This window comes from Streptomyces sp. SL06 (genome assembly GCF_058244745.1).
Window position 1 is genome coordinate 3,675,381 of the sequence record NZ_JBSYOT010000002.1, and the last position, 25,870, is coordinate 3,701,250.

The 25,870-nt window shown below is 71.0% G+C and carries 17 protein-coding genes and 1 pseudogene; 12 read left to right on the forward strand and 6 right to left on the reverse strand.

The window, feature by feature from the left end:
• Positions 1-177: 177 nt before the first annotated feature.
• Positions 178-1,981: pseudogene (gene thiC, locus AC4IHM_RS16780) on the forward strand (phosphomethylpyrimidine synthase ThiC).
• A gap of 79 nt (positions 1,982-2,060) precedes the next feature.
• On the forward strand, positions 2,061-3,572 hold the full coding sequence (locus AC4IHM_RS16785; protein WP_490867842.1) for a VWA domain-containing protein: 1,512 nt from the start codon (positions 2,061-2,063) through the stop codon (positions 3,570-3,572).
• A gap of 30 nt (positions 3,573-3,602) precedes the next feature.
• On the opposite strand, the gene AC4IHM_RS16790 is transcribed toward AC4IHM_RS16785, so the two are convergent.
• From AC4IHM_RS16790 to AC4IHM_RS16800, 3 genes are all read right to left on the reverse strand, one after another.
• Positions 3,603-4,478 (reverse strand): hypothetical protein, encoded by an 876-nt coding sequence (locus AC4IHM_RS16790; protein ID WP_490867843.1) that lies wholly within the window; start codon positions 4,476-4,478, stop codon positions 3,603-3,605.
• A gap of 182 nt (positions 4,479-4,660) precedes the next feature.
• Positions 4,661-5,755, reverse strand: a complete 1,095-nt coding sequence (locus AC4IHM_RS16795) for a metallophosphoesterase family protein (RefSeq protein ID WP_490867844.1) — start codon at positions 5,753-5,755, stop codon at positions 4,661-4,663.
• A gap of 425 nt (positions 5,756-6,180) precedes the next feature.
• A complete protein-coding gene (locus tag AC4IHM_RS16800; protein WP_490867845.1) occupies positions 6,181-7,293 on the reverse strand; it encodes a LacI family DNA-binding transcriptional regulator in 1,113 nt (370 codons plus the stop codon).
• Between the two features lie 412 nt (positions 7,294-7,705).
• On the opposite strand from AC4IHM_RS16800, the gene hisC reads away from it, so the two are divergent.
• The 6 genes from hisC (at position 7,706) to AC4IHM_RS16830 (ending at position 18,065) form a co-directional block, all read left to right on the forward strand.
• Entirely contained in the window at positions 7,706-8,785 is a 1,080-nt protein-coding gene (gene hisC, locus AC4IHM_RS16805; protein WP_490867846.1) for a histidinol-phosphate transaminase, read from the forward strand.
• Positions 8,786-9,040: 255 nt separating this feature from the next.
• Positions 9,041-10,546 carry a cytochrome ubiquinol oxidase subunit I gene (locus tag AC4IHM_RS16810; RefSeq protein WP_490870848.1) on the forward strand — a complete coding sequence of 502 codons (1,506 nt, stop codon included), beginning with the start codon at positions 9,041-9,043 and terminating at the stop codon, positions 10,544-10,546.
• Between the two features lie 20 nt (positions 10,547-10,566).
• Positions 10,567-11,571: a cytochrome d ubiquinol oxidase subunit II gene (cydB, locus tag AC4IHM_RS16815; protein WP_490867847.1), complete on the forward strand. Its 1,005-nt coding sequence runs from the start codon at positions 10,567-10,569 to the stop codon at positions 11,569-11,571.
• Between the two features lie 56 nt (positions 11,572-11,627).
• The gene (gene cydD, locus AC4IHM_RS16820; protein WP_490867848.1) at positions 11,628-15,128 is read left to right on the forward strand and encodes a thiol reductant ABC exporter subunit CydD; all 3,501 of its coding nucleotides are present in this window, start codon (positions 11,628-11,630) and stop codon (positions 15,126-15,128) included.
• 82 nt (positions 15,129-15,210) lie between these two features.
• Positions 15,211-16,893 carry a sensor histidine kinase gene (locus AC4IHM_RS16825; protein WP_490867849.1) on the forward strand — a complete coding sequence of 561 codons (1,683 nt, stop codon included), beginning with the start codon at positions 15,211-15,213 and terminating at the stop codon, positions 16,891-16,893.
• 122 nt (positions 16,894-17,015) lie between these two features.
• Positions 17,016-18,065 carry a M23 family metallopeptidase gene (locus AC4IHM_RS16830; protein ID WP_490867850.1) on the forward strand — a complete coding sequence of 350 codons (1,050 nt, stop codon included), beginning with the start codon at positions 17,016-17,018 and terminating at the stop codon, positions 18,063-18,065.
• 9 nt (positions 18,066-18,074) lie between these two features.
• On the opposite strand, the gene AC4IHM_RS16835 is transcribed toward AC4IHM_RS16830, so the two are convergent.
• From AC4IHM_RS16835 to AC4IHM_RS16845, 3 genes are all read right to left on the reverse strand, one after another.
• A complete protein-coding gene (locus AC4IHM_RS16835) occupies positions 18,075-18,962 on the reverse strand; it encodes an HAD-IIB family hydrolase (protein ID WP_490867851.1) in 888 nt (295 codons plus the stop codon).
• A gap of 48 nt (positions 18,963-19,010) precedes the next feature.
• Complete coding sequence (locus tag AC4IHM_RS16840) at positions 19,011-19,916, reverse strand: LLM class flavin-dependent oxidoreductase (protein WP_490867852.1); 906 nt, start codon at positions 19,914-19,916, stop codon at positions 19,011-19,013.
• A gap of 216 nt (positions 19,917-20,132) precedes the next feature.
• Positions 20,133-21,890: an SDR family oxidoreductase gene (locus tag AC4IHM_RS16845; RefSeq protein WP_490867853.1), complete on the reverse strand. Its 1,758-nt coding sequence runs from the start codon at positions 21,888-21,890 to the stop codon at positions 20,133-20,135.
• 290 nt (positions 21,891-22,180) lie between these two features.
• Between AC4IHM_RS16845 and AC4IHM_RS16850 the strand changes: the two genes are divergently transcribed.
• Genes AC4IHM_RS16850 through AC4IHM_RS16865 form a run of 4 tightly spaced genes read left to right on the forward strand, consistent with a single transcriptional unit; the run spans position 22,181 to position 25,680 of the window.
• The gene (locus AC4IHM_RS16850; protein ID WP_490867854.1) at positions 22,181-23,143 is read left to right on the forward strand and encodes an ABC transporter ATP-binding protein; all 963 of its coding nucleotides are present in this window, start codon (positions 22,181-22,183) and stop codon (positions 23,141-23,143) included.
• Complete coding sequence (locus AC4IHM_RS16855) at positions 23,133-24,041, forward strand: ABC transporter permease (protein ID WP_490867855.1); 909 nt, start codon at positions 23,133-23,135, stop codon at positions 24,039-24,041. Before AC4IHM_RS16850 ends, AC4IHM_RS16855 begins: the two co-directional genes overlap by 11 nt.
• Positions 24,038-24,949, forward strand: a complete 912-nt coding sequence (locus tag AC4IHM_RS16860; RefSeq protein ID WP_490867856.1) for an ABC transporter ATP-binding protein — start codon at positions 24,038-24,040, stop codon at positions 24,947-24,949. Before AC4IHM_RS16855 ends, AC4IHM_RS16860 begins: the two co-directional genes overlap by 4 nt.
• A gap of 11 nt (positions 24,950-24,960) precedes the next feature.
• A complete protein-coding gene (locus AC4IHM_RS16865; protein ID WP_490867857.1) occupies positions 24,961-25,680 on the forward strand; it encodes an ABC transporter permease subunit in 720 nt (239 codons plus the stop codon).
• Positions 25,681-25,870: the final 190 nt, after the last annotated feature.

Consider the following 25,870-nt stretch of genomic DNA (forward strand, 5'->3'; position numbering starts at 1 on the left):
TACACGCGGGAGCTCGGAGCACCGGGCTGAGAGGGCGCTGACCTCCGTCCCAGCGATGTTTCACGGGAAACATCACCGAAGTCGAGTGATGTATCCCACGAAGCGTCAGCAGACGGAAACTGCTGCGTCGACCGCCGAACCTGTTACCGGGTAATGCCGGCGTAGGGAGTAGGTCTCATGACCATCGAGGACGCACGCACGCCTGCCTCCGGGCGGAAATCCGCCCAGGCGGAGCCCGGGGAGCCCGCGGAGACCGGGAAGTCCATCGGCTGGCACAAGGCGTACGTCGAGGGCTCGCGCCCCGATCTGCGGGTGCCGGTCCGTCAGGTCCACCTCACCAACGGGCAGTCGGTCACGCTGTACGACACGTCGGGCGCGTACACCGACCCGCTCGTCGACACGGATGTCCGCAGGGGACTGTCACCACTGCGGGAGCACTGGATCGTCGCCCGCGGCGACACCGAGGAGTACGTGGGCCGTCCCGTCCGTCCCGAGGACGACGGAATCAAGCACACCTCGCCGCGCGGCGGCCTGCGCAACCTCGACGCCGTCTTCCCCGGACGACCGCGCCGGCCGCGCCGGAGCCGGGACGGCAACGCGGTGACGCAACTCGCCCACGCGCGCCGGGGCGAGGTCACACCGGAGATGGAGTACGTGGCCATCCGGGAGAACGTCTCGCCCGAAGTGGTCCGCGAGGAGATCGCGGCAGGCCGTGCCGTGCTGCCCGCCAACGTCAACCACCCCGAGACCGAGCCGATGATCATCGGCAAACGGTTCCTGGTGAAGGTCAACGCCAACATCGGCAACTCGGCGGTGACGTTCCTCCATCGAGGAGGAGGTCGAGAAGATGACCTGGGCCACCCGCTGGGGCGCCGACACGGTGATGGACCTGTCCACCGGCCGCAACATCCACACCACCCGCGAGTGGGTGCTGCGCAACTCCCCCGTCCCCATCGGAACCGTGCCGCTCTACCAGGCCCTGGAGAAGGTCGACGGCCGGGCCGAGGAGCTGACCTGGGAGGTCTACAAGGACACCGTCGTCGAGCAGGCCGAGCAGGGCGTGGACTACATGACGGTCCACGCCGGAGTGCGCCTCCCTCATGTCCCGCTCACCGCGAACCGCAAGACCGGCATCGTCTCGCGCGGCGGATCGATCATGGCGGCGTGGTGCCTGGCGCACCACAAGGAGTCGTTCCTGTACGAGAACTTCGAGGAACTCTGCGAGATCCTCGCCGCCTACAACGTCACGTACTCCCTCGGCGACGGCCTGCGGCCGGGCTCGATCGCGGACGCCAACGACGAGGCGCAGTTCGCCGAGTTGCGCACCCTCGGGGAACTCAACCGGGTCGCCAGGCGTTTGAACGTACAGACCATGATCGAGGGCCCGGGACATGTCCCGATGCACAAGATCAAGGACAACATCGACCTTCAGCAGGAGATCTGCGATGAAGCTCCGTTCTATACGCTCGGCCCGCTGACGACGGACGTCGCGCCGGCGTACGACCACATCACCTCCGGCATCGGTGCCGCGATGATCGCCTGGTGGGGCACGGCCATGCTCTGCTACGTCACGCCCAAGGAGCATCTGGGCCTGCCCAACCGTGACAACGTCAAGACCGGCGTCATCACCTACAAGATCGCCGCCCATGCCGCCGACCTCGCCAAGGGGCATCCAGGTGCGCAGGAGTGGGACGACGCCCTGTCCGACGCCCGTTTCGAGTTCCGGTGGGAGGACCAGTTCAATCTGGCCCTCGACCCGGACACGGCCCGGGAGTTCCACGACGAGACACTGCCGGCCGAACCCGCCAAGACGGCCCACTTCTGCTCCATGTGCGGGCCCAAATTCTGCTCGATGAAGATCTCACAGGACATTCGCCGTGAGCACGGAGGCGGCAGGGCCGAGATCGAGGAGGGCATGGTCCAGAAGTCGAGGGAGTTCGCGGAGGCGGGCAACCGGGTGTACCTGCCCGTCGCGGACTGAGCGGACTGCGGGAGGGAGGGTCGGGCCGCGTCCTGGCCTGCCCCTCCCCACCGGGGCTCCGTCTCGGCAGACTGGGCGCATGACAGCCACCTCACTGAGCAAGGGCGCCAACCTCGCCGTCGACTCCCCCGCGGTGCGTGTCGAACTCGTCCGGGCCGCCGGGCCGGGCGTACCCGAGGTCGACGCCTCCGCGCTGCTGCTCGCCTCGGACGGACGGGTGCGGGACGACGGCGACTTCGTCTTCTACAACCAGCCCCGCCACGCGTCCGGCGCGGTGGAGCACCTGGGCGGGCAGGCCGGTACCGGTGCGGCCGAGGGCGTCGCGACCGACGCCGTCGAGGTGGACCTGCGCTCGGTGGAACCGGCCGTCGACCGCATCGTCCTGTGCGCCTCGGCGGACGGCGGGACGTTCGGTCAGGTCCGGGGGCTGTCCCTGCGGTTGCTCGACGCCGGGACCGGAAGCGAGCTGGCCCGGTTCGACATGACGGCCGGCACGGAGACCGCGCTGGTCGGCGGCGAGCTGTACCGGCGTCAGGGCAAGTGGAAGTTCCGTGCGGTCGGCCAGGGGTACGCCTCCGGACTCGCGGGGCTGGCCACCGACTTCGGGATCACGGTGGACGAGGCTCCCCCGGCGACGGCCGCGACCCCGGCCGCCACGCCGACGGCCACGGCTCCCCTGCCCCCGACGCCACCGACCCCGCCCGTGCCGTCGCAGGCACCCGTACCACCCGTACCGGCCGCATCACCCGCATCACCCGCACCACCGTCGGCACCCCCGCCTCCCGTCCCCCCGGCGGCACCGGCGCCGCAGGCGTCCTCCGTGGGCCCCCGTCTCACCAAGGGGGAGGACCACCTCCCCGTGGACATGCGCAAGCGGCTGTCCCTGCGCAAGGAGCAGGTCGCGGTCAGCCTGAGCAAGCACGGGGCGAGCGGCGTGACCGCCCGCGTCGTGCTCGTCCTCGACGCCTCCGGCTCCATGACCTCCCTCTACACCAAGGGCGTGGTCGCGGATGTCGTGGAGCGGATGGCGGCCGTCGCCGCCCAGTTGGACGACGACGGCGAGATGCAGGCATGGGCCTTCGCCTCGAAACCGGCGCGCCTGCCCGACCTGCGCCTGGGCGAACTGCCCGAGTGGCTGCGGCTGCATGTGCGCGTGGGGGAGATCAGCCTGTTCCGACGGGGCAGGAAGAAGGGCCTGCACCCCGAGCAGGTGGACATGCGGGCGGTCGGCATCGGGAACGAGGAGCAGAAGGTGATCGCCGAGGTCCGCGCCTTCGTCCGGGACAATCCGGCACCGGTGCCGACGCTCGTGCTGTTCTTCTCCGACGGCGGTGTCTACCGCGACGCCGAGATCGAGCGAGAGCTGCGAAAGGCCGTGGAGGAACCCGTCTTCTGGCAGTTCGTGGGCCTCGGGCGGTCCAACTACGGGGTGCTGGAACGTTTTGACACCCTGCCGGGCCGCCGGGTCGACAACGTCGGCTTCTTCGCCGTGGACGACATCGGCACCGTCCCGGACCCGCAGCTGTACGACCGCCTGCTGTCCGAGTTCCCGTCCTGGATCACCGCCGCCGGCCGGGCGGGCATCCTCTGATCCGTTGCCCGCCCGGCCGGCCGGTGCCGCCTAGTCGGGCCGGTGTTCCGGGCCGCCGAAGTCCGGGCTGCTGTAGTCCGGGCTCGAGTAGCGCGGGCGCGGTCCCGCCGCCGGGCCGTCGCCGGGGCTGGTGAATCCCGGACGCTCGTAGCCGAGGCTCGGCATACGGTTCGTCGGGGCGGCCGGTCCCGTCGGGTGCAGTGCCGTCGTGCCCGGTTCGGCGAGCGCGTCCCGCAGAAAGGGCAGGATGCCGCGTTCGAGCAGGGCGTCGTGCCAGGCGTCCCTGGCCCGGACCACTTCCTCGTCGAGTTCCGCGTAGCGGCCGGACTCGGCGGAGGGGTGGTTGCGCAGCGCGGTGAGCAGCAGTCCCACCGCGGCGACGAGGATCGCCACCGCGGTCAGGGCGCCGAACACCCATCCCGTGGTGACCATGGTCCGCGCGAAGGGCTGCCCCGGATCGAGCACGTTCAGGATGTAGCCGACGAGAAGGAAGATCACCGCGGCGGTGCCGGCCAGCACGGGTGCCAGGACGGCGACGACGGCGACCGCACCCGCGCCGGTCGCCTCGGCCACCTCGCCCATGGTGGCGGCGAGTCCCATCGCGCCCGTGCCCTGCTCCTCGGAGCCGGATTCGCGTGCGGTGGACTCCGGGTCCGGGACGGACGGCGCCGGGTGGCGCAGTTCCTCGCGGACCTTCACGTAGTGCTGGTACTCGGCGGTGGCCGCCGCCGTGATGAGGGCGGTCGCGTTGAGCGCCATGGTGCGCAGTTGTTCGGAGTTGAGCCGCTGTCCCGCGGCGGCCAGCTCCGGGCGGTGTGGTGCGGAGCGCAGCGCCTCGTCGAGGACCCGCTCGTACTCCAGGCGGTCCTCGTTCGACAGGTGCTGCGGAACGCTGTTCATGTGCATCCCCCGATGCTCCGTAGGGCTTGGGGCTCGCATGCCAACGAGCCGTCGGGCAGAAACGGAGGGGAGCCTGCTACGGATAGACCGATGGTAGAGCGGTGACGGCGCGCGGTGACAGGGGGTTTCCGGAAATTGGGTGCCGGCCCGTGCGGACGCCGTCCCGGAAAAACCCGTCCGGTGAACCGTCAGGTGTCGAGCGGCAGTTGCTGGACCAGCAGTTTTCCGGCCATGGTCACACCACCGTCCATCGCGATGGCCAAACCGTCGGCGTAGACGTGGGGTCCCTCGACCGCGGTGCGGGTGTCGTCCTCGCTCTCCTCGGAGCCGACTTCGCCCAGAAGGTAGGGGATGGGGCTGTGGCCGTGAACGATCCGGGTGCCGCCGTACGTATCCAGCAGGGAGCGCACGGCGTCGGCGCCGCCCTCGTCGCGGAAGGAGAAGCGCTTGGTGAACTTGCGGAACAGGTCCCACACCTCCTCCGCGTCGTTGCGCGTGAGCGTCTCGTGGACGGTGTCGTTGACCTCCTCGATGGAGCGGCCGTAGTCGAGGTAGGTGGTGGCGTCCGAGTGGACCAGGAGGTGGTCGTCGACCTCTTCCATGGCGTCGAGGCGGGCCATCCACTGCAGGTGGTGGTCCTGGAGGCGGTCCATGTCGGTCTTCTGGCCGCCGTTCAGCAGCCAGGCCGCCTGGAAGGTGGCGGTTCCCGCACCGGAGTTGACGGGCGTGTCGCCGAACCGCTTGGCGCCCAGCAGCAGCAGCTCGTGGTTGCCCATCAGCGCCTTGCAGTAGCCGCCGGCCGCGGCGGCCTCGGCGGACAGCCGCATCACCAGGTCGATGACGCCGATGCCGTCCGGGCCGCGGTCGGTGAAGTCGCCGAGGAACCACAGGCGGGAGGTGCCCGCGCACCACTGGCCCGCGGCGTCCACGAGGCCCTTCTCCTCCAGGGCGGCCAGCAGCTCGTCGAGGTAGCCGTGCACGTCGCCGACGACGAACAGCGGCCCCTGGCCCGTGGTGGGCGACTGCGCCGAGACCTGCTCGGGGCCGACGGTCACCTGAACCGTGTCACCCCGACGGATGATGGGCAGATCCCGCTGAGTGGGTGTGTACCCCTCGGGAAAGGTCTCCTCGGAGGGCGGCTCGGTGTCCCCCGCTTGCGTGCCGGGGGTGGCGTACGGAGCGGTCTCGTGGACGTATGCGGGCACTCGGAAGTCGCGCACCGTCGCCGTGCGCTCCACCTCGGGTCCCTGACCGGCCCCCTGAGTCATCGACCCCTCCACCATCGCGCCGCATCTGCACCGCTTCGGACTGCCTGGTCGCAGCGGCCCGCGGTGTGTGGGCCCATCATAGGAATGCGGATCGCGCTGTGTGATGACCCAGGGGTGGTGAATCAGAACAGGACTCCGGTCCACCGTGGCATTCGCCCCGATTGGGCCGGTCTTCGCCCGTCCGTGACCGTGGTCCGGACGTGTTCCTGACGACTTCCGGACCCGCCGGGTGTCGTCGCGGCCCCCGTCCTTCCGGTCCTTTCCGGCCCGCGTGCCGACCCCGCCGGGTCCGTACACCGCCCCCGCCTCCGGGCCGCACACCGCTGCCCCGCCCCCCGGCCGCACACCGCTGCCGCCGCCCCCGAGGGCGCGGCGGCCGGGCTCGGTGTCCCGCGTGCCCAGGCGTCGCGTTCCGCGTTCCGCGCGCCCGGGGCGACCGCCTACGCGCCCTCGGGTGACCGCGGCGGACTGACCGTCGTACGGGGCGGGCGGCGCTGCGAGGACGTACGCACGATCAGCTCGGTCGGTATTACCTGCTCGACCGGCTGGTCCGGGGCGAGCCCCTCGATGGCGTCGATGAGTACCTGGATCACCGCTGTGCCGATGCGCCGGGGTTTCAGCGACAGGGTGGTGATGGGCGGCTCGGTGCTGGCGTACACGGTGGACTCGCTGCAGCAGACCAGCAGCAGGTCCTCGGGCACCCGCAGCCCGTAGCGCCGGGCGGCGGCGAGCAGGTCGGTGCCGTTCGGGTCGAACAGGCCGTAGACCGCGTCGGGCCGGTCGGGCCGCGCGAGCAGCCGGTCGGCGGCGACCGCGCCGGCGCACGGGTCGTGCGCCGGGTAGGCCTCGTAGACCGGGTCCTGGCCGACGCGCTCGCACCAGCGCAGGTAGGCGGTGGTCGACAGATGGGTGTACGTGTCCGTCGTGGTGCCGGTGAGCAGGCCGATCCTGCGGGCGCCGGCGTCCGCGAGGTGGTCGAGGATGCCGAGTACGGCGGCCTCGTGGTCGTTGTCGACCCAGGCGGTCACCGGGAGCGTGCCGGCCGGACGGCCGTCGGAGACGACCGGTAAACCCTGGCGGACCAGTTCGCTCACGACCGGATCGTGGTCCGAGGGGTCGATGACGACCGTGCCGTCGAGCGCGACGTTGGACCACACGTCGTGACGGGAGGTCGCCGGGAGGATGACTAGGGCGTAGCCGCGGGCGAGCGCGGCGGACGTGGCGGCGCGTGCCATCTCGGCGAAGTACGCGAACTCGGTGAAGGTGAAAGGTTCATCCCCGTACGTCGTCACGGTCAGGCCGATGAGTCCGGACTTGCCGGTGCGCAGCGTGCGAGCGGCGGCCGAGGGCCGGTAGCCCAGTCGGTCGGCGACCTCGCGCACATGGCGCCGGGTGGCGTCCGGGAGTCGGCCCTTGCCGTTGAGGGCGTCGGAGACGGTCGTGATGGACACTCCGGCGGCGGCGGCCACGTCCCTGATGCCCGCCCGGCCCGGCCGACTGCCTCGACGTGAGGTTTCCGCGCGGCTCACCTGGTGCTTCCCTGCTGCTGTCATGGCGAGCCGATAGTAGGGCTCATGGGGTGGGGTAGGGCGGCCGCATATGCATGCGTTGACAGTCACGTTTCTGCATGATCGTTAAGTGGTAACGGCCTAGGAAAGCAAGCCAGTTGGGTAGGTACACCCCGTTACCTGGCGCGCCGACCAGTGAGGGCCTGCCAAGTGGCGGATGTTGCGAAGAGGTCTCAACTCACCTGCACGAGGGATGCGCGCTACGGCGTGAGCCACCGGCGCGTAGATATATGTGCGGCGCGCCCCCCGAATCGTGCGCCTTCGTGCACTGATGCCCGTGATGCCAGTGTGACGGATGAGGCCTGGCCTCACCTATACGCAGCAGCCGCCAATCCTCATAGGGTGAGAAGTATTCGAAGCCGGTGGTGGTCCGGTGGTGGTCACGAGGAGGACTGCGGTGAGCGAGACGAGCCCCAAGCTGCGCGCGGAGCTGGAGGGGATTCCCACCTACCGGCCGGGCAAGCCCGCCGCGGCCGGCGGTCCGGTGGCCTACAAGCTGTCCTCCAACGAGAACCCCTATCCGCCCCTGCCGGGCGTGATGGAGACGGTGACGGCCGCCGTCGCCACCTTCAACCGGTACCCGGACATGGCCTGTACGTCCCTGATGAGCGAGCTGTCGGACCGCTTCGGTGTGCCCCTCTCCCACCTGGCCACCGGTACCGGATCGGTCGGCGTGGCCCAGCAGCTGATCCAGGCGACCTCGGGTCCGGGCGACGAGGTGATCTACGCCTGGCGCTCCTTCGAGGCGTACCCGATCATCACGCAGATCAGCGGCGCGACCTCCGTGAAGGTGCCGCTGACGCCGGGTGACGTGCACGACCTGGACGCGATGGCGGACGCGATCACCGAACGGACGCGGCTGATCTTCGTCTGCAACCCCAACAACCCGACCGGCACGGTGGTGCGGCGGGCCGAGCTGGAACGATTCCTCGACCGGGTGCCCGGCGACGTGCTGGTGGTCCTCGACGAGGCCTACCGCGAGTTCATCCGCGACCCCGAGGTGCCGGACGGTGTGGAGCTGTACCGCGAGCGGCCCAACGTCTGCGTCCTGCGCACCTTTTCCAAGGCCTACGGCCTCGCCGGCCTGCGGGTCGGGTTCGCGATCGCCCACGAGCCGGTGGCGGCGGCGCTGCGCAAGACGGCGGTGCCCTTCGGGGTCAGCCAGATCGCGCAGGAGGCGGCGATCGCCTCGCTGCGTGCCGAGGACGAGTTGATCGGCAGGGTCGGTTCGCTGGTGCAGGAGCGCACGCGCGTCGTCGAGGCGCTGCGCGCACAGGGCTGGACGGTGCCGGAGAGCCAGGCCAACTTCGTCTGGCTGCGGCTGGGGGAGCGCACGGTCGCCTTCGCGGGCGCCTGCGAGCAGGCCGGTGTGGTTGTCCGGCCCTTCGCGGGCGAGGGAGTGCGGGTGACGATCGGGGAGAACGAGGCGAACGACATCTTCCTGAAGGTGTCGGAGGAGTTCCGCAAGGAGCTGTAGGCCGCCGTCGCCGGACAGGTCCGGCGCACGACTCGCGGGGCGGCGCTCGCCGTCCCGCGAGATCGTCGGCCTCGTGTCAAAGGGGCTGACGTCACAGGGGACCCCCCTTCCGATGGCGAAAAGCAGTACGTCATAATTGCTTGTGAATGTGAACGCGTTCACAAGCATGTCCCGGTTGATCCCGTGATGGGCGTGACATACACGCTCAAACCGCCGCTGAACACGGCGATGTGGCGATGTAAGGAGAGTGACGAAGTGGACATGGCCCTGGCGCCGGAGACGCTGGCGCGATGGCAGTTCGGCATCACGACCGTCTACCACTTCCTGTTCGTCCCGCTGACGATCTCGCTTGCCGCCCTCACGGCCGGGCTGCAGACCGCCTGGGTTCGCACGGAGAAGGAGAAGTACCTCAGAGCGACCAAGTTCTGGGGGAAGCTCTTCCTGATCAATATCGCCATGGGTGTCGTCACCGGCATCGTGCAGGAGTTCCAGTTCGGTATGAACTGGTCCGACTACTCCCGCTTCGTCGGTGACATCTTCGGTGCCCCGCTCGCCTTCGAGGCGCTGCTCGCCTTCTTCTTCGAGTCCACCTTCATCGGCCTGTGGATCTTCGGCTGGGACAAGCTCCCCAAGAAGATCCACCTGGCCTGCATCTGGATGGTCTCGATCGGCACCCTGCTCTCGGCGTACTTCATCCTGGCGGCCAACTCCTGGATGCAGCACCCCGTCGGCTACCGGATCAACGGCGAGAAGGGCCGCGCCGAACTCACCGACTTCTGGCAGGTCCTCACCCAGAACACCACCCTCAACCAGGTCTTCCACAGCTTCTCGGCGGCCTTTCTCACGGGCGGCGCCTTCATGGTCGGCATCGCCGCGTTCCATCTGATGCGCAAGAAGCACATCCCGGTGATGCGGACCTCGCTCCGGCTCGGCCTGGTCACCCTGGCGGTCGGCGGCATCCTCACCGCGGTCAGCGGCGACACCCTCGGCAAGGTCATGTACGAGCAGCAGCCGATGAAGATGGCCGCCGCGGAGGCCCTGTGGGACGGCGAGGAGCCCGCGCCGTTCTCGGTCTTCGCCTACGGAGACGTTGACAAAGGGCACAACAAGGTCGCCCTGGAGATCCCCGGACTGCTGTCCTTCCTCGCGCACAGCGACTTCGAGTCCTATGTGCCGGGCATCAACGACACCAACCACGCCCTGCGGCAGGAGTTCGGCCCCGGCGACTACAAGCCCATCGTCCCCGTCGCCTACTGGAGCTTCCGCTGGATGATCGGTTTCGGCATGGCGTCCTTCTCCCTCGGGCTGCTGGGCCTGTGGCTGACCCGGAAGAGGTTCCTGCTGCCGGCCGCCCTGCGCACCGGCGAGGAAGAGGTGCCGCACCTGGTGCTGCTGAAGAAGCCGCTCGGGGCGAGGCTCTCCCGGATGTACTGGCTTCTGGCGGTGTGGACGCTGGCGTTCCCGCTGCTCGCCAACTCCTGGGGCTGGATCTTCACCGAGATGGGCCGGCAGCCCTGGGTCGTCTACGGGGTGATGCAGACCCGGAACGCGGTCTCCCCCGGTGTCTCCACGGCCGAGGTCGTCATCTCGATGTCCCTCTTCACCCTGCTCTACGCCGTCCTGGCCGTCATCGAGGTCAGGCTGCTCGCCAAGTACGTCAAGGCGGGCCCGCCCGAGCTGACCGAGGACGACCTCAATCCGCCCACGAAGATCGGCGGCGACCTCCGTGACGCCGACAAGCCGATGGCCTTCTCGTACTAGGCCGAGGGAGCTGCACAGTCATGGAACTGCACGACGTTTGGTTCGTTCTGATCGCCGTCCTGTGGATCGGCTACTTCTTCCTGGAGGGCTTCGACTTCGGGGTCGGTGTGCTCACCAAGCTGCTCGCCCGCGACCGGGCCGAGAAGCGGGTGCTGATCAACACCATCGGCCCCGTGTGGGACGGCAACGAGGTGTGGCTGCTCACGGCCGGCGGCGCGACCTTCGCGGCCTTTCCCGAGTGGTACGCCACGCTCTTCTCCGGGTTCTACCTTCCCTTGCTGGCCATCCTGCTCTGCCTGATCGTCCGGGGTGTCGCCTTCGAGTACCGGGCGAAGCGGCCCGAGGAGAAGTGGCAGCGCAACTGGGAGAACGCGATCTTCTGGACCTCGCTGATCCCGGCGTTTCTGTGGGGTGTGGCCTTCGGCAACATCGTCCACGGCGTCGCGATCGACCGGGACCTGGAGTACGTCGGCTCCGTCTGGGACCTGCTCAACCCGTACGCGCTCCTGGGCGGCCTGGTCACACTGACGCTGTTCACCTTCCACGGGACGGTGTTCACGGCGCTCAAGACCGTCGGTGAGATCCGCGAGCGGGCGCGGACCATGGCGCTGCGGGTCGGTCTTGTCACGGCAGTGCTGGCCCTGGTCTTTCTTGTCTGGACACAGGCCGACAGCGGGAACGGCAAGAGCCTGGTCGCCCTCGTGGTGGCCGTCGCCGCCCTGGTCGCCGCGCTGGTGGCGAACCAGGCCGGACACGAGGGGCGGTCGTTCGCCCTGTCCGGTGTCACGATCGTGGCCGCCGTGGCGATGCTCTTCCTGACGCTCTTTCCGAACGTCATGCCGTCCACGCTCAACGCGGACTGGAGCCTCACCGTCACCAACGCCTCGTCCAGCCCCTACACCCTGAAGATCATGACCTGGCTGGCAGTGATCGCCACACCGGTCGTCCTGCTCTACCAGGGCTGGACGTACTGGGTGTTCCGCAAGCGCATCGGCACCCAGCACCTCGCCGACGCCGCGCACTGAGTCCGGGGTGTGTTTCACGTGAAACACACCTCAAGGGGCAGGAAGGCCTGTTTCACGTGAAACCCATCGATCCCCGTCTTCTGCGGTACGCCCGCGCCACCCGGATCTTTCTGACGGCCGTCGTCGTCCTGGGCGCCCTGGGGGCCGGACTGCTCGTCGCGCAGGCGATGCTCATCGCCGAGGTGGTGGTGGGCGCCTTCCAGCACGGCATGACGGCCTCCGGACTCCGCACTCCCCTGCTGCTGTTGGTGGCCGTCGCCTGCGGTCGCGCGCTGGTGGGCTGGCTCACCGAGCTGGCCGCACACCGGGCGAGCGCCTCGGTGAAGTCGGAGCTGCGCAGCCGGCTGCTGGAGCGGGCCACCGCGCTCGGCCCCGGCTGGCTGGGCGGACAGCGCACCGGATCACTGGTCGCCCTGGCCACCAGGGGAGTCGACGCCCTCGACGACTACTTCTCGCGCTATCTGCCGCAGCTGGGTCTCGCGGTGGTCGTACCCGTGGCGGTGCTGGCCCGCATCGTCACCGAGGACTGGGTCTCGGCGGCCCTCATCGTCGCCACCCTGCCGCTCATCCCGGTCTTCATGATGCTGATCGGCTGGGCGACGCAGTCCCGGATGGACCGGCAGTGGCGGCTGCTGTCCCGGCTGTCCGGGCACTTCCTGGACGTGGTCGCGGGACTGCCGACGCTGAAGGTGTTCGGGCGGGCCAAGGCACAGGCCGAGTCGATCAAACGCATCACCGGCGAATACCGCCAGGCGACCATGCGGACTCTGCGGATCGCCTTCCTGTCGTCCTTCGCGCTGGAACTGCTCGCCACGCTCTCCGTCGCGCTCGTCGCCGTCACCATCGGCATGCGGCTCGTCCACGGCGAGATGGCCCTGTACGACGGACTCGTGGTGCTCGTACTCGCTCCCGAGGCCTATCTGCCACTGAGGCAGGTCGGGGCGCAGTACCACGCGGCGGCCGAGGGGCTCTCCGCCGCCGAGGAGATCTTCTCGGTGCTGGAGCGGCCGGTACCGGCCTCGGGGAGCGGCCCGGTCCCGGCGGACGGCACCCTGTCCTTCGAGGGCGTGACGGTCCGCTACCCCGGACGCGCCGCCGACGCCGTGACGGATGTGAGCTTCGCCGTCGCACCCGGGGAGACGGTCGCGCTCGTCGGCCCGAGCGGGGCGGGCAAGTCGACCTTCCTCAGCGCGCTCCTCGGCTTCGTGGCCCCGGCCGGAGGGCGGGTCCGGATCGGGGGAGCGGACCTCGCCTCCCTCGACCTGGCGCAGTGGCACGCACACGTCGCCTGGGTGCCGCAGCATCCGCATCTGTACGCCGGCACGATCGCGGAGAACGTACGGCTGGCCCGTCCCCGTGCCGACGACATCGCCGTACGGCGGGCACTGCGGGACGCGGGCGCGCTCGGATTCGTCGACGCGCTGCCCGAGGGCATGCAGACCGTGCTGGGGGAGGACGGCACCGGGCTGTCCGCCGGTCAGCGACAGCGGCTAGCGCTGGCCCGGGTCTTCCTCGCGGACCGGCCGGTGCTGCTGCTCGACGAGCCGACCGCGGCGCTGGACGCGGCCACCGAGGCCGAGGTGGTGGCCGCGGTGCGCAGACTGGCGAAGGGGCGCACGGTGCTGCTGGTCGTGCACCGTCCGGCGCTGCTGGAGGTGGCCGACCGGGTGGTGCGGCTGGAAGAGCCGGCCGGCGCCCCCACGTCCGACGCCACCCTCCGGGCATCGACTGCGCACGTCGTCGCGGAAAGCCCCGGAGCCCCTGTTCCGGCGCCCGACGACCGGCCGGGACCCGGGACGGAGGTCCGCGGCGGCGTCCTTTCCGGGATCCGCGCCATGTCCGCCGCCCGGCGCGGACGGCTCGGCCTCGCCCTGCTGCTCAGCAGCCTCGCGCTCGGCAGCGCCGTGGGCCTGATGGCCACCTCCGGGTATCTCATCTCCCGGGCCTCGCAGCAACCGCCGGTGCTGTACCTGATGGTGGCCGTGACGGCGACGCGCGCCTTCGGTATCGGACGGGCCGTGTTCCGCTACGCCGAGCGGCTCGTGTCGCACGACGCCGTGTTGCGGATGCTGGCCGACACCCGGGTCGCCGTGTACCGGCGGCTGGAGCGGCTGGCCCCCGCGGGACTGCGCCGCAGCCGCCGGGGCGACCTGCTGTCCCGCCTGGTCGCGGACGTCGACGCACTGCAGGACTACTGGCTGCGCTGGCTGCTGCCCGCCGGTGCCGCGGTGGTCGTCTCCGCCGCGGCCGTCGGATTCACGGCCTGGCTGCTGCCGGCGGCCGGTGCGGTGCTCGCGGCAGGTCTGCTGGCGGCCGGCGTCGGGGTTCCGCTCGTCACCGGTGCCGTGGCCCGGCGGTCCGAGCGCAGGCTCGCCCCCGCCCGGGGCGTGCTCGCCACCCGGGTGACCGACCTGCTCACCGGAACCGCCGAACTGACCGTCGCCGGTGCCCTGCCCGAGCGCGCCGCCGAGGCGAGGCGGGCCGACGGCGTGCTCACTCGGATCGCCTCGCGCGCCGCCACCGCCACCGCGCTGGGCGACGGGCTCACCGCCCTCGTCAGCGGCCTGACCGTCGCGGGCACCGCCCTCGTCGGAATCCGGGCGGTCGCCGACGGCCGGCTCGCCGGGGTGGCCATGGCCGTCGTCGTCCTCACCCCCCTGGCCGCCTTCGAGGCCGTACTCGGACTGCCGCTCGCCGTGCAGTACCGGCAGCGCGTGCGCAGGAGCGCGGAGCGTGTGTACGAGGTGCTCGACGCCCCCGAGCCGGTACGGGAGCCGGAAACGCCCCGGCAGGCGCCCGTGTCGCCCTTCCCGGTCGTCCTCGGTGGACTGACCGCACGCCATGCGGGGCAGGACCGGGACGCCCTGGCCGGGCTGGATCTGACGTTGGCCGAAGGGCGCCGGATCGCCGTGGTCGGCCCGTCCGGGTCCGGCAAGACGACGCTGGCCCAGGTGCTGCTGCGGTTCCTCGACGCGGACGCGGGCTCCTACACGCTGGCCGGTGTGGACGCCTACGCCCTGGCCGGCGACGACGTAAGGCGGCTCGTGGGACTGTGCGCCCAGGACGCGCACCTCTTCGACAGCTCGGTGCGCGAGAACCTGCTTCTGGCCAGGAAGAACGCCACCGAGGGCGAGCTGCGCGACGCGCTGGCGCGGGCCCGGCTGCTGGAGTGGGCCGACAGTCTGCCCGACGGCCTGGACACGCTGGTCGGTGAGCACGGGGCCCGGCTGTCCGGCGGGCAGCGCCAGCGGCTGGCCCTGGCCCGCGCGCTGCTCGCGGACTTCCCCGTCCTCGTGCTCGACGAGCCTGCCGAGCACCTCGATCTGCCGACCGCCGACGCGCTCACCGCCGATCTGCTGGCCGCCACCGAGGGCCGGACGACTTTGCTGATCACGCACCGGCTGGCCGGCCTCCGGGCCGTGGACGAGGTGATCGTGCTGGACAGGGGCCGGGTCGCGCAGCGCGGGACGTTCGCGGAGCTGGTGGCCGTGCCGGGGCCGCTGCGGGAGATGGCCGGGCGGGAGGCGGCGGCGGAACTGCTGGTGGGAGCGCGGTGACCGACCGGTCCGGACCATGGCTCCAGGAAATACCTGAGAAATCCGACTTTCCTGAACAATGAGGTCTTATTAGGCTCGGGTCATGCCCCCAGCACCGCCCCCCTGCCTCCCGCCGCCCCGCGAGGGAACCTCGGCCGAACTCCTGGCCCGGGTGCCGAAGCTGCTGGACGCGATGCGGTCCGTCGGCAGCGGACTGGAGCTGCACTCCACGCTGAGGCGGATCTGCCGGACGGCGGCCGACCTGGCGAACGCCCGGTACGCGGCCATCGGCGTCGTGGGCGAGGACGGTGACGACCTCGCCGACTTCGTCCACCACGGCGTCGACGAGTCGACCGCCCGACGCGTCGGCCATCTGCCCGACGGCCGCAAGGGCCTGCTCGGCGCCCTCATCCGCGGTCCGGAGCCGGTACGGCTCGCGGAGCTGTCCGAGGACCCGCGCTCGCACGGCTTCCCCGAGCACCACCCGCCGATGCGCAGCTTCCTCGGAGTCCCCATCCGTGTGCAGGGCGAGGTCTTCGGCAACCTCTACGTCTCCGACAAGCACACCGGCGAGCCGTTCAACGACTACGACCTCGCCATGGTCCGGGTCCTGGCCACGGAGGCCGGCATCGCGATCGGCAACGCCCGGTTGTACGAGGCCGCCCAGCAGCGGGAGCGCTGGATCGACGGGTCGGTCGCGGTCACCACCGCGCTGCTGTCCGGCGGCGACAGCGACGACGCCCTCCAGGTCGTCGCCGAGCAGGCCCGCCGGCTCTCGGGGGCGGCGGCCGGGATCGTGCTGCTGCCGGCCGACGGGGGCGGACTGGAGATCGTGGCCGTCGCCGCGCCCCACCGCACCAAGGCCCTCGGCCGGGTCATTCCCCCGGAGAACGGCATCGTCGCCGAACTCCTGGCCGGCCGGCCCGTGTTCGTGGACGACGCCGCCAGCGACCCGCGCCTGGACAGCCAACCGGTGCGCGACTACGGGCCGATCATGCTGCTCCCGCTGTGCAGGGACGGACGGGTCCTCGGGAGCCTCGCCATGCCCCGCTCCCGGGGCGGGCGTCCGTTCACGAGGACGGAGCGCGCGCTCGGCGACCGGTTCGCCTCGCAGGCCGCGCTGGCGCTGATGATGGCCGACGCCCAGCGCGACCGGGAGCGGCTCGCCGTGTACGAGGACCGGGACCGTATCGCCAGGGACCTGCACGACCTCGTCATCCAGCGGCTGTTCGCGACGGGGATGCTGCTGGAGAGCGCCCAGCGCAGGGCGGCCGTGCCCGAAGTACGCGACGGGGTCGGCGGCGCCGTCGAGGAACTCGACGTCACCATCCAGGAGATCCGGTCGGCCATCTTCGCGCTGCGGCAGCCCGCCGAGTCGCCCGCGGGACTGCGCACCCGGGTGCTGCGCGAGATCACCATGGCCGCCGTGCCGCTGGGTTTCACCCCCGCGCACCGGTTCGTCGGCCCGGTCGACACCGTCGTCGGCGACCTGACCGGCAAGAACCTCATCGCCACGCTGCGCGAGACCCTGTCCAATGCCTTCCGGCACGCCCACGCCACCCGGATCGAGGTGGTCGTGGACGCGTCGGCCACTTTGCCGGACGGCCGGCGAGGTGTGCGGCTGACCGTCGCGGACGACGGGGTCGGCATCCCCGAGGGCGGCCGTCGCAGCGGCCTGCACAACCTGGAGCGCCGTGCCGAGACCGTCGGCGGTGCCAGCCGGCTCGGACCGGGCATCGGGGCGGACGGCGCCGGCACGACGGTGCTGTGGGAGGCGCCGTACTGAACGCGGTCCCCGCCGTGTTGCCCCATGCGCAGCAGTCGCGTTGACCCATGTGCAGCAACGGGTCCCCCACTCGTACGACATGAACAGGGCCGCGCGCCCTCGGCAGGTCCACCATCGCTGACATGCGCTCACCTCGCCGACATCCGCTGCTCGTTCCGGTGTTGCTGTGCGCGCTCGCCGTGCTCGCCGCCCGGCCCGCCGACGGCGGGGACGGGGACGGCGGATCCGGTGCCGCCCCCGGCTCGCAGCTGGCGCGGCTGTACGAGGACGCGGCCAAGGCCACCCAGCAGTACGAGGACGGGCGGCGCGCGGCCGAGGCGCAACGGTCGAAGGCCCTGGAGTACGAGAAACAGCTCAAGCGGCAACGGAAGAAGATCGACGCCATGCACGAGGACCTGGGCCGGATCGCCCGCGCCCAGTACCGCGGCGGCGGCGGGCTTCCCCTCACCGCGCGGATGATCCTCGCCGACGACCCCGAGGAGCTGATGAGCGGTCAGCAAGCTGCCTCACGCGCGGATCTGGCCGTCGACAAGGCCATCGGCAGGAGCCGGCGGGCCGAGGCCCGGCTCGCCGCCGACGAGGCCAGGGCACGGGCGGCCTGGAAGGCGCTGGAGAAGCGCAACGCCGGCCTGGTGGAGCTGAGAAAGGGGATCGAGGACAAGCTGGAGGCGGCGCGTGCGCGGCTGGCCGGACAGGCGGACGCCTCCGTGGCCGCCGGCTCCTGTCCCGGCGCGGTCCGTCTCGACCAGCCGCACGCACGCGCCGGCCGGTCCTGGGTGGCACCGGTCGAGTCGTACGAGCTGTCGGCGTCCTTCGGCAGCGGCGGCGCCCGGTGGGCGAACCGGCACACCGGCCAGGACTTCGCGGTCCCGGTCGGGACACCGGTGCGGTCGGTCGGCGCGGGCCGGGTGGTGAAGGTCTCCTGCGGCGGCGCCTTCGGCATCCAGGTCGTGGTCCAGCACGCGGGCGGCTACTACACGCAGTACGCCCATCTCGCCGCCGTCTCCGTCGACCAGGGCGACCGGGTCGGTGCCGGGCAGTGGATCGCGCAGTCGGGCAGCACCGGCAACTCCACCGGCCCGCACCTGCACTTCGAGGTACGGGTCACACCGGAGACGGGCTCGGCGCTGAACCCGGTGCCGTGGCTGTCGCAGCGCGGGGTGCGGCTCTGAGCGGACCCGCTAGGGCAGGTCCGTCAGCATTCGCTCGATCACGACCGCCACTCCGTCGTCGTTGTTGGCGACGGTTTGCCCCGACGCGGCGGCGATCACGTCCGGGTGCGCGTTGCCCATCGCGTACGACCGTCCCGCCCAGGTGAGCATCTCGACGTCGTTGGGCATGTCACCGAAGGCGACGACCTCGTCGTGCGATATGCCGCGCTCGGCACAGCACAGGGCGAGCGTGCTGGCCTTGGAGACCTCCGGTCCGCTGATCTCCAGCAGGGCGCTGGGGCTGGACCGGGTGACGTTCGCGCGGTCGCCGATGGCGAGGCGGGCGAGCGTCAGGAAGCCGTCGGGGTCCAGCTCGGGGTGGAAGGCGAGGATCTTGAGCACCGGCTCGCCGGAGCCGCTGCCGTCCGGCGCCAGGATCTCCTCGGCGGGCGCGCGGTTGTCGGGGATCTCCATGTGGATGTTCGGGTACGCCGGCTCCTGGTGGAACCCGTACGTCTGCTCGATCGCGTACACCGTGCCGGGCGCCGCCTCGCGCAGCAGCCGCACGGCGTCCAGCGCGTTCTCCATGACCAGCTCCCGCACCTTCACGAACCGGTGTGCGCCGGGGCCGCCGTGCAGGTCGACCACGGCGGCGCCGTTGCCGCAGATGGCCAGGCCGTGACCGTGGACGTGGGCGCTGACGACGTCCATCCAGCGGGCGGGACGGCCGGTGACGAAGAAGACCTCGATGCCCGCCTTCTCCGCGGCGGCCAGCGCGGCGACCGTGCGCGGGGAGACCGACTGGTCGTCGCGCAGCAGTGTGCCGTCGAGGTCGGTGGCGATGAGGCGCGGCCGGGTGGCGGCGGCCGGGGGCTCGGGCTGTCGGGTCGCTGAGGTCACCCGGTCATTGTCACGCATATGCCCGCACGCCCGTGCGAGGGTCCGCACACATGTGAGCTACGGCTCTCATGCCTTCAGCTGTGCCGGTGCCTCCATGGCGATCCGTTCGAAGACCTTCTCGTCGGCCGTGAAGTCCGAGTCGGGGATCGGCCAGTGGACGACCAGCTCGGTGAAGCCCAGGTCCCGGTGCCGGCCGGCGAAGTCCACGAAGGCGTCCACGGACGCCAGCGGCCGGCTGCGGTCCGGCGTGAAGCCGGTGAGCAGGACCCGGTCCAGTTCGCTCACCTCGCGGCCGATCTCGGCGCAGGCGTCGGCCAGTCTGTCGCGCTGCTCGCGCAGTGCCCGGTCCGACTGCTCAAGGGTGCCGTTCTCGTACAGCCTCGGGTCGCCGGTGGTCACCCATGCCTGCCCGTGCCGCGCGGCGAGCCGCAGCCCGCGCGGACCGGTCGCGGCCACCGCGAACGGCAGCCGGGGCCGCTGCAGACAGCCCGGGATGTTGCGGGCCTCGTGTGCCGAGTAGAAGTCCCCCTCGTACGACACGGAGTCCTCGGTCAGCAGCCGGTCGAGCAGCGGCAGGAACTCGGCGAGCCGGTCGGCCCGCTCACGCGGCGTCCACGGCTCCTGGCCGAGCGCGGTGGCGTCGAAGCCGGTGCCGCCCGCTCCTATGCCGAGCGTGATCCGGCCGCCGGAGATGTCGTCGAGGGAGATCAGTTCCTTGGCGAGCGTCACCGGGTGCCGGAAGTTCGGCGAGGTCACCAGCGTGCCCAGGCGCAGCCGCTCGGTGACGACCGCGGCGGCGGTGAGGGTCGGTACGGCGCCGAACCAGGGACCGTCCCGGAAACTCCGCCAGGACAGATGGTCGTAGGTGTACGCGGCGTGGAAACCGAGCTGCTCGGCACGCGTCCAGGCCGAACGGCCGCCTTCGTTCCAGCGGCGGTACGGAAGGATCACGGTGCTCAGGCGCAGACTCATGGGTCCGAGCCTAAGCGGCCGACCCGGTTTCACGTGAAACATCCACGGGCGTCACCATGCGTCATCGCTCGGTCACGGGGTCATGTGGTCGGGTTCCTCGCGCGCGACGGAAGTCGTGCCGAGAGAGACGCACATCACGCGAGCGATTTCGGCGGCCAGGTTTGATCCACAGTCAAGTGCAGTTATCCACAGGGGTATTGGGGGATCCTGTGGAAACTACAGAGGTGGGTTCACGCGCGCGAGACGCCTCAGCGCCCGGGGGAAGAAGCGGGACATGAGGTGGGCGCCACGCGCTTCCGGAGTCACCGGGACCACCGCCCTGTTGTGCACGACCGCCTCCAGGACGGCGTCGGCCACCTTCTCCGGCGGGTAGTTGCGCATCCCGTACCACCGCGCGGCACGCTGCTGGCGGCGCCTCTCCTCGTCGGCGTCGACGCCCGCGAAGCGCGCCGTCGAGGTGATGTTGGTGTTGACGAGGCCGGGGCAGATCGCCGTGACCCCGATCCCCCGCTCGGCCAGCTCGGCGCGCAGGCACTCGCTCAGCATCAGCACGGCCGCCTTGGAGGTGGCGTAGGCGGGCAGCGCCCGCGAGGGCTGGAAGGCCGCCGCCGACGCGGTGTTGACGATGTGCCCGCCCTGCCCGCGCTCGGCCATCTGCCTGCCGAACAGCCGGCAGCCGTGGATCACACCCCACAGATTGACGTTGAGGACCTTCCTCCAGTCCTCCGGCGTGGTGTCGAGGAAGGAGCCCGACAGGCCGATCCCGGCGTTGTTCACGAGCACGTCCACCACGCCGTACTCGGCGGCGACCCTGGCAGCGAGCTTCTCCATGGCCTGTTCGTCGGAGACGTTGGCGGTCTCCGCCCAGGCCGCCGCCGCTCCGGTCAGCCGGGACAGCTCCGCGGTGCCGGCGGCCGCCTCGGCGTCCCGGTCGACGGCCACCACGCGCGCGCCGGCCTCGGCGAAGGCGAGCGCCGTCGCCCGCCCGATGCCGTTGCCCGCGCCGGTGACCAGCACCAGCTGTCCGCCGAAGCGGTCGGCGTGCTTCCCGTTCGCCGCGGTCGCGCTCCCGCCGCCGTCGACCGAGGAGACGAACTCCGTGATCCAGTCCGCCAGCCGGTCCGGCCTGGTGCGCGGCACCCAGTGCTTGGCCGGCAGTGTGCGGCGGGTCAGCCGCGGCGCCCACCGCTCGAGTCCGTCGTACAGCCGCTCGGACAGGAACGCGTCGTCCAGGGGCGTGACGAGCTGCACCGGCGCGTGTGCGTAGGCGTCGTCGCGCGGGCGGCGCAGACGGGGCCGGACGTTGTCCCGGTAGAGCCACGCCCCGTGTGCCGCGTCCCGCGGCAGGGACGGGGTCGGGTAACCGGCGCCGGGCACCTTCTCGACGCGCCGGAGGATGCCGGGCCAGCGCCTGCCGAGGGGGCCGCGCCAGGCCAGTTCGGGCAGGACGGGCGTGTGCAGCAGGTAGACGTACCAGGACTTGGCGCCCTGGCCGAGGAGCTGTCCGACCCGGCGCGGAGTGGGGCGCTTGAGGCGGCTGTTGATCCAGTGGCCGAGGTGGTCGAGGGACGGGCCGGACATCGAGGTGAACGACGCGATGCGGCCCTCGGTGCGGCTGACCGTGACGAACTCCCAGGACTGCACCGAGCCCCAGTCGTGGCCCACCAGGTGCACGGGCCGGCCGGGACTGACCGCGTCCGCCACGGCCAGGAAGTCGTCCGTCAGCTTCTCCAGCGTGAACCCGCCGCGCAGCGGGCTCGGCGCGGTGGACCGGCCGTGGCCCCGCACGTCGTAGAGGACCACATGGAAGCGGCCGGCGAGGCGGGCGGCGACCTCGGACCAGACCTCCTTGCTGTCCGGATAGCCGTGCACGAGGACGATCGTGGGATGCCGTGGGTCGCCCAGCTCGGCCACGCACAGCTCCACCCCGCCCGTGCGCACCCGGCGTTCCCGCGCACCGTCCAGCACCGTCATCTCTCCTCCGTCCAGCGCCGCTCTGCCCCACGCCCGGCGCGACGAGCACGGGGACGTGATGGGCGCCCGGTCCGTGCCTACCGTGCTACTCGCGCGTAACGTGGCGCCGCCGAATCTCCCAGTCGTTAGACCAGACGTCAATAGGGCGCTGCGCACGGCCTGAGAGACCCGTCCCGTGGCTCTCAGGTACGGCATCCCCTACGGGCCCGTACGACTGGAGGCTGACGCCAAGACGGCTCTCCGGGCTGACGACCGCGGTGACGGGCGTCACTACGGTCATGGATGTGACAGTGATCGCGACCGAAAGCCTGAGCAAGCGGTTCCCCCGGGTGACCGCGCTCGACCGGCTCTCCGTGGACGTCGGAACCGGTGTGACCGGACTCGTCGGAGCCAACGGGGCCGGCAAGTCCACTCTGATCAAGATCCTTCTGGGTCTGTCTCCCGCCACCGAGGGCCGTGCCGAAGTGCTCGGACTCGATGTGGCCACCAAGGGCGCCGACATCCGCGAGCGGGTCGGCTACATGCCGGAACACGACTGCCTGCCACCCAACGTCTCGGCCACCGAGTTCGTCGTCCACATGGCACGCATGTCCGGCCTGCCGCCCGCCGCCGCCCGCGAACGCACCGCCGACACCCTGCGCCACGTCGGCCTGTACGAGGAGCGCTACCGGCCCATCGGCGGCTACTCCACCGGCATGAAGCAGCGCGTCAAGCTCGCGCAGGCCCTCGTGCACGACCCCCGGCTGGTCTTCCTCGACGAGCCGACCAACGGCCTCGACCCGGTCGGCCGCGACGAGATGCTCGGCCTCATCCGCCGCATCCACACCGACTTCGGCATCTCTGTCCTGGTCACCTCGCACCTGCTGGGCGAGCTGGAACGCACCTGCGACCACGTCGTCGTCGTGGACGGCGGCAAGCTGCTGCGCTCCAGCTCCACCACGGACTTCACCCAGACCACGACGACCCTCGCGGTCGAGGTCACCGACACCGACGAGCACCCCGACGGCACCCGCGCGGTGCGCGAGGCGCTGGACGCGCGCGGCGTGACCGTCGAGGACGGCAGCGGCCTGCCCGGCGCCGGCCACGTCCTGCTGCTCACCGCGGCGGGCGAGGAGACCTACGACCTGGTCCGCGACGTCATCGCCGGCCTCGGTCTCGGCCTGGTGCGCATGGAACAGCGCAGGCACCACATCTCGGAGGTCTTCAAGGACAGCGGCGCAGAACGCAAGGAGGCGGTCGGCCATGGCAACTGAACAGCCCACAGCCACGGTCCCGGACGACCAGACCCGCATCCACAACATCGGCTATCGCAGCTACGACGGCCCCCGCCTCGGCCGCGCCTACGCCCGCCGCTCGCTGTACTCGCAGTCCCTGCGCGGCGCCTACGGCCTCGGCCGCTCGGCCAAGTCCAAGGTGCTGCCGATGCTGCTGTTCGTGGTGATGTGCCTGCCCGCGGCGATCATGGTCGCCGTCGCCGTCGCCACCAAGGTCGACGACCTGCCCTTGGAATACACCCGCTACGCGATCGTCATGCAGGCCGTCATCAGCCTCTACGTCGCCTCGCAGGCCCCCCAGGCCGTCTCGCGCGACCTGCGCTTCAAGACCGTGCCGCTGTACTTCTCACGGCCGATCGGGGCCGCCGACTACGTCCGCGCCAAGTACGCGTCGCTGGCCTCGGCCCTGTTCATCCTCACCGCCGTGCCTCTGCTGGTGCTCTATGTGGGCGCGCTGCTCGCCAAACTCGACTTCGCGGACCAGACCAAGGGGTTCGCACAGGGACTTGTCTCCGTGGCACTGCTCTCGCTGCTCTTCGCCGGCCTCGGCCTGGTCATCGCGTCGGTCACCCCGCGCCGCGGCTTCGGCATCGCGGCCGTCATCGCCGTACTGACCATCTCCTTCGGCGCGGTCTCCACGCTCCAGGCCATCGCGGACGTCCAGGGCAGCTCCGGAGCCGTCGCCTGGATCGGCCTGTTCTCGCCGATCACCCTCGTCGACGGCGTGCATTCCGCCTTCCTGGGCGCCACCTCGGCCTTCCCCGGCGGGGTCGGCCCGAGCAACGGCGAGGGCGCGGTCTACGTCCTCGTCATCCTGGGTCTGATCGCCGGCGCCTACGGCCTGCTGGTGCGCCGCTACAAGAAGGTGGGACTGTGACCACGCTGAACATCGACCACGTCTCCCGCTGGTTCGGCAACGTGGTCGCCGTCAACGACATCACCATGACGATCGGCCCCGGCGTCACCGGCCTCCTCGGCCCCAACGGCGCGGGAAAGTCCACCCTCATCAACATGATGGGCGGCTTCCTCGCCCCCTCCACCGGCAGCGTCACCCTCGACGGCCGGCCGGTCTGGCGCAACGAGGCCATCTACCGGCACATCGGCGTCGTCCCCGAGCGCGAGGCGATGTACGACTTCCTCACCGGCCGCGAGTTCGTCCTCGCCAACGCCGAACTGCACGGCCTGGGCGCCAGGGCGGCCCAGGAGGCGCTCGCCACCGTGCAGATGGAGTACGCGCAGGACCGGAAGATCGCCACGTACTCCAAGGGCATGCGGCAGCGCGTGAAGATGGCCTCCGCCCTCGTCCACCAGCCCTCCCTGCTCCTGCTCGACGAGCCGTTCAACGGCATGGACCCGCGCCAGCGGATGCAGCTGATGGACCTGCTGCGGCGCATGGGCGACGAGGGCCGCACCGTGCTGTTCTCCTCGCACATCCTCGAAGAGGTCGAACAGCTCGCCTGGCACATCGAGGTGATCGTCGCCGGACGCCACGCGGCCAGCGGCGACTTCCGCAAGATCCGCCGCCTGATGACCGACCGGCCGCACCGCTATCTGGTGCGTTCCAGTGACGACCGGGCCCTCGCGGCAGCGTTGATCGCCGACCCGTCGACGTCCGGCATCGAGGTCGACCTCGCCGAGGGCGCCCTGCGCATCCAGGCCGTCGACTTCGGCCGGTTCACGGCCCTGCTGCCGAGGGTCGCCCGCGACCACGGCATCCGGCTGCTCACGGTCTCGCCGTCCGACGAGTCCCTCGAGTCCGTCTTCTCGTATCTCGTCGCGGCGTAGGAGGCCGAACAATGTACGACCCCACAGTCGCCAGGCTCACCTACCGAGCCCTGCTCGGCCGCCGCCGGGCCCTCATCCTGGGCGCGCTGCCCCTGCTGCTGCTCGTCATCGCCTTGGCGGTGCGCTCCCTGGCCGGAGCCGACGACCAGACCGCGGCGGACGTGCTGGGCGGATTCGCCCTGGCCACCATGGTCCCCCTCATCGGCGTCGTCGCCGGCACCGGAGCCATCGGCCCCGAGATCGACGACGGCTCGGTGGTGTACCTGCTGTCCAAGCCGATCAAGCGGCCGACGATCATCTTCACCAAACTGATCGTCGCCATCGCCGTGACGATGGTCTTCTCCGCCGTGCCCACCCTGCTCGCCGGCCTGATCCTCAACGGAAACGGCCAGCAGGTCGCCGTCGCCTACACGATCGCCGCGCTGGTCGCCTCCATCGCCTACGCCGCCCTGTTCCTGCTGCTCGGCACGGTGTCCCGGCACGCGGTGGTCTTCGGACTCGTCTACGCCCTCGTCTGGGAGGCCCTGTTCGGCTCCCTGGTGCCGGGCGCCCGCACGCTGAGCGTCCAGCAGTGGTCGCTGGCCGTGGCCCACAAGGTCGCCGACGGGAACCTGGTGACCTCCGACGTCGGCCTGCCGACCGCGACGGTGCTGCTGGCCGGGGTCACCGTGCTCGCGACCTGGTACGCGGGCCAGAAGCTGCGCTCGCTGACGCTCGCCGGGGAGGAGTGAGGGGCCGGTCCTGACAGAGCCTTCACCCCGGTCCGGGCACACTGGGTCGAGGAAGGGCAGGGGAGACGGACATGCGCGGGACACGCGCGGACGCGAGGCCGGGAGGAACCGGAATGGCGGACGACACACCTCGGCGGTACGGCCACGGAGAGCCGGAGGACCGCACGGAGAACGGCGCCGCCGGCGACGG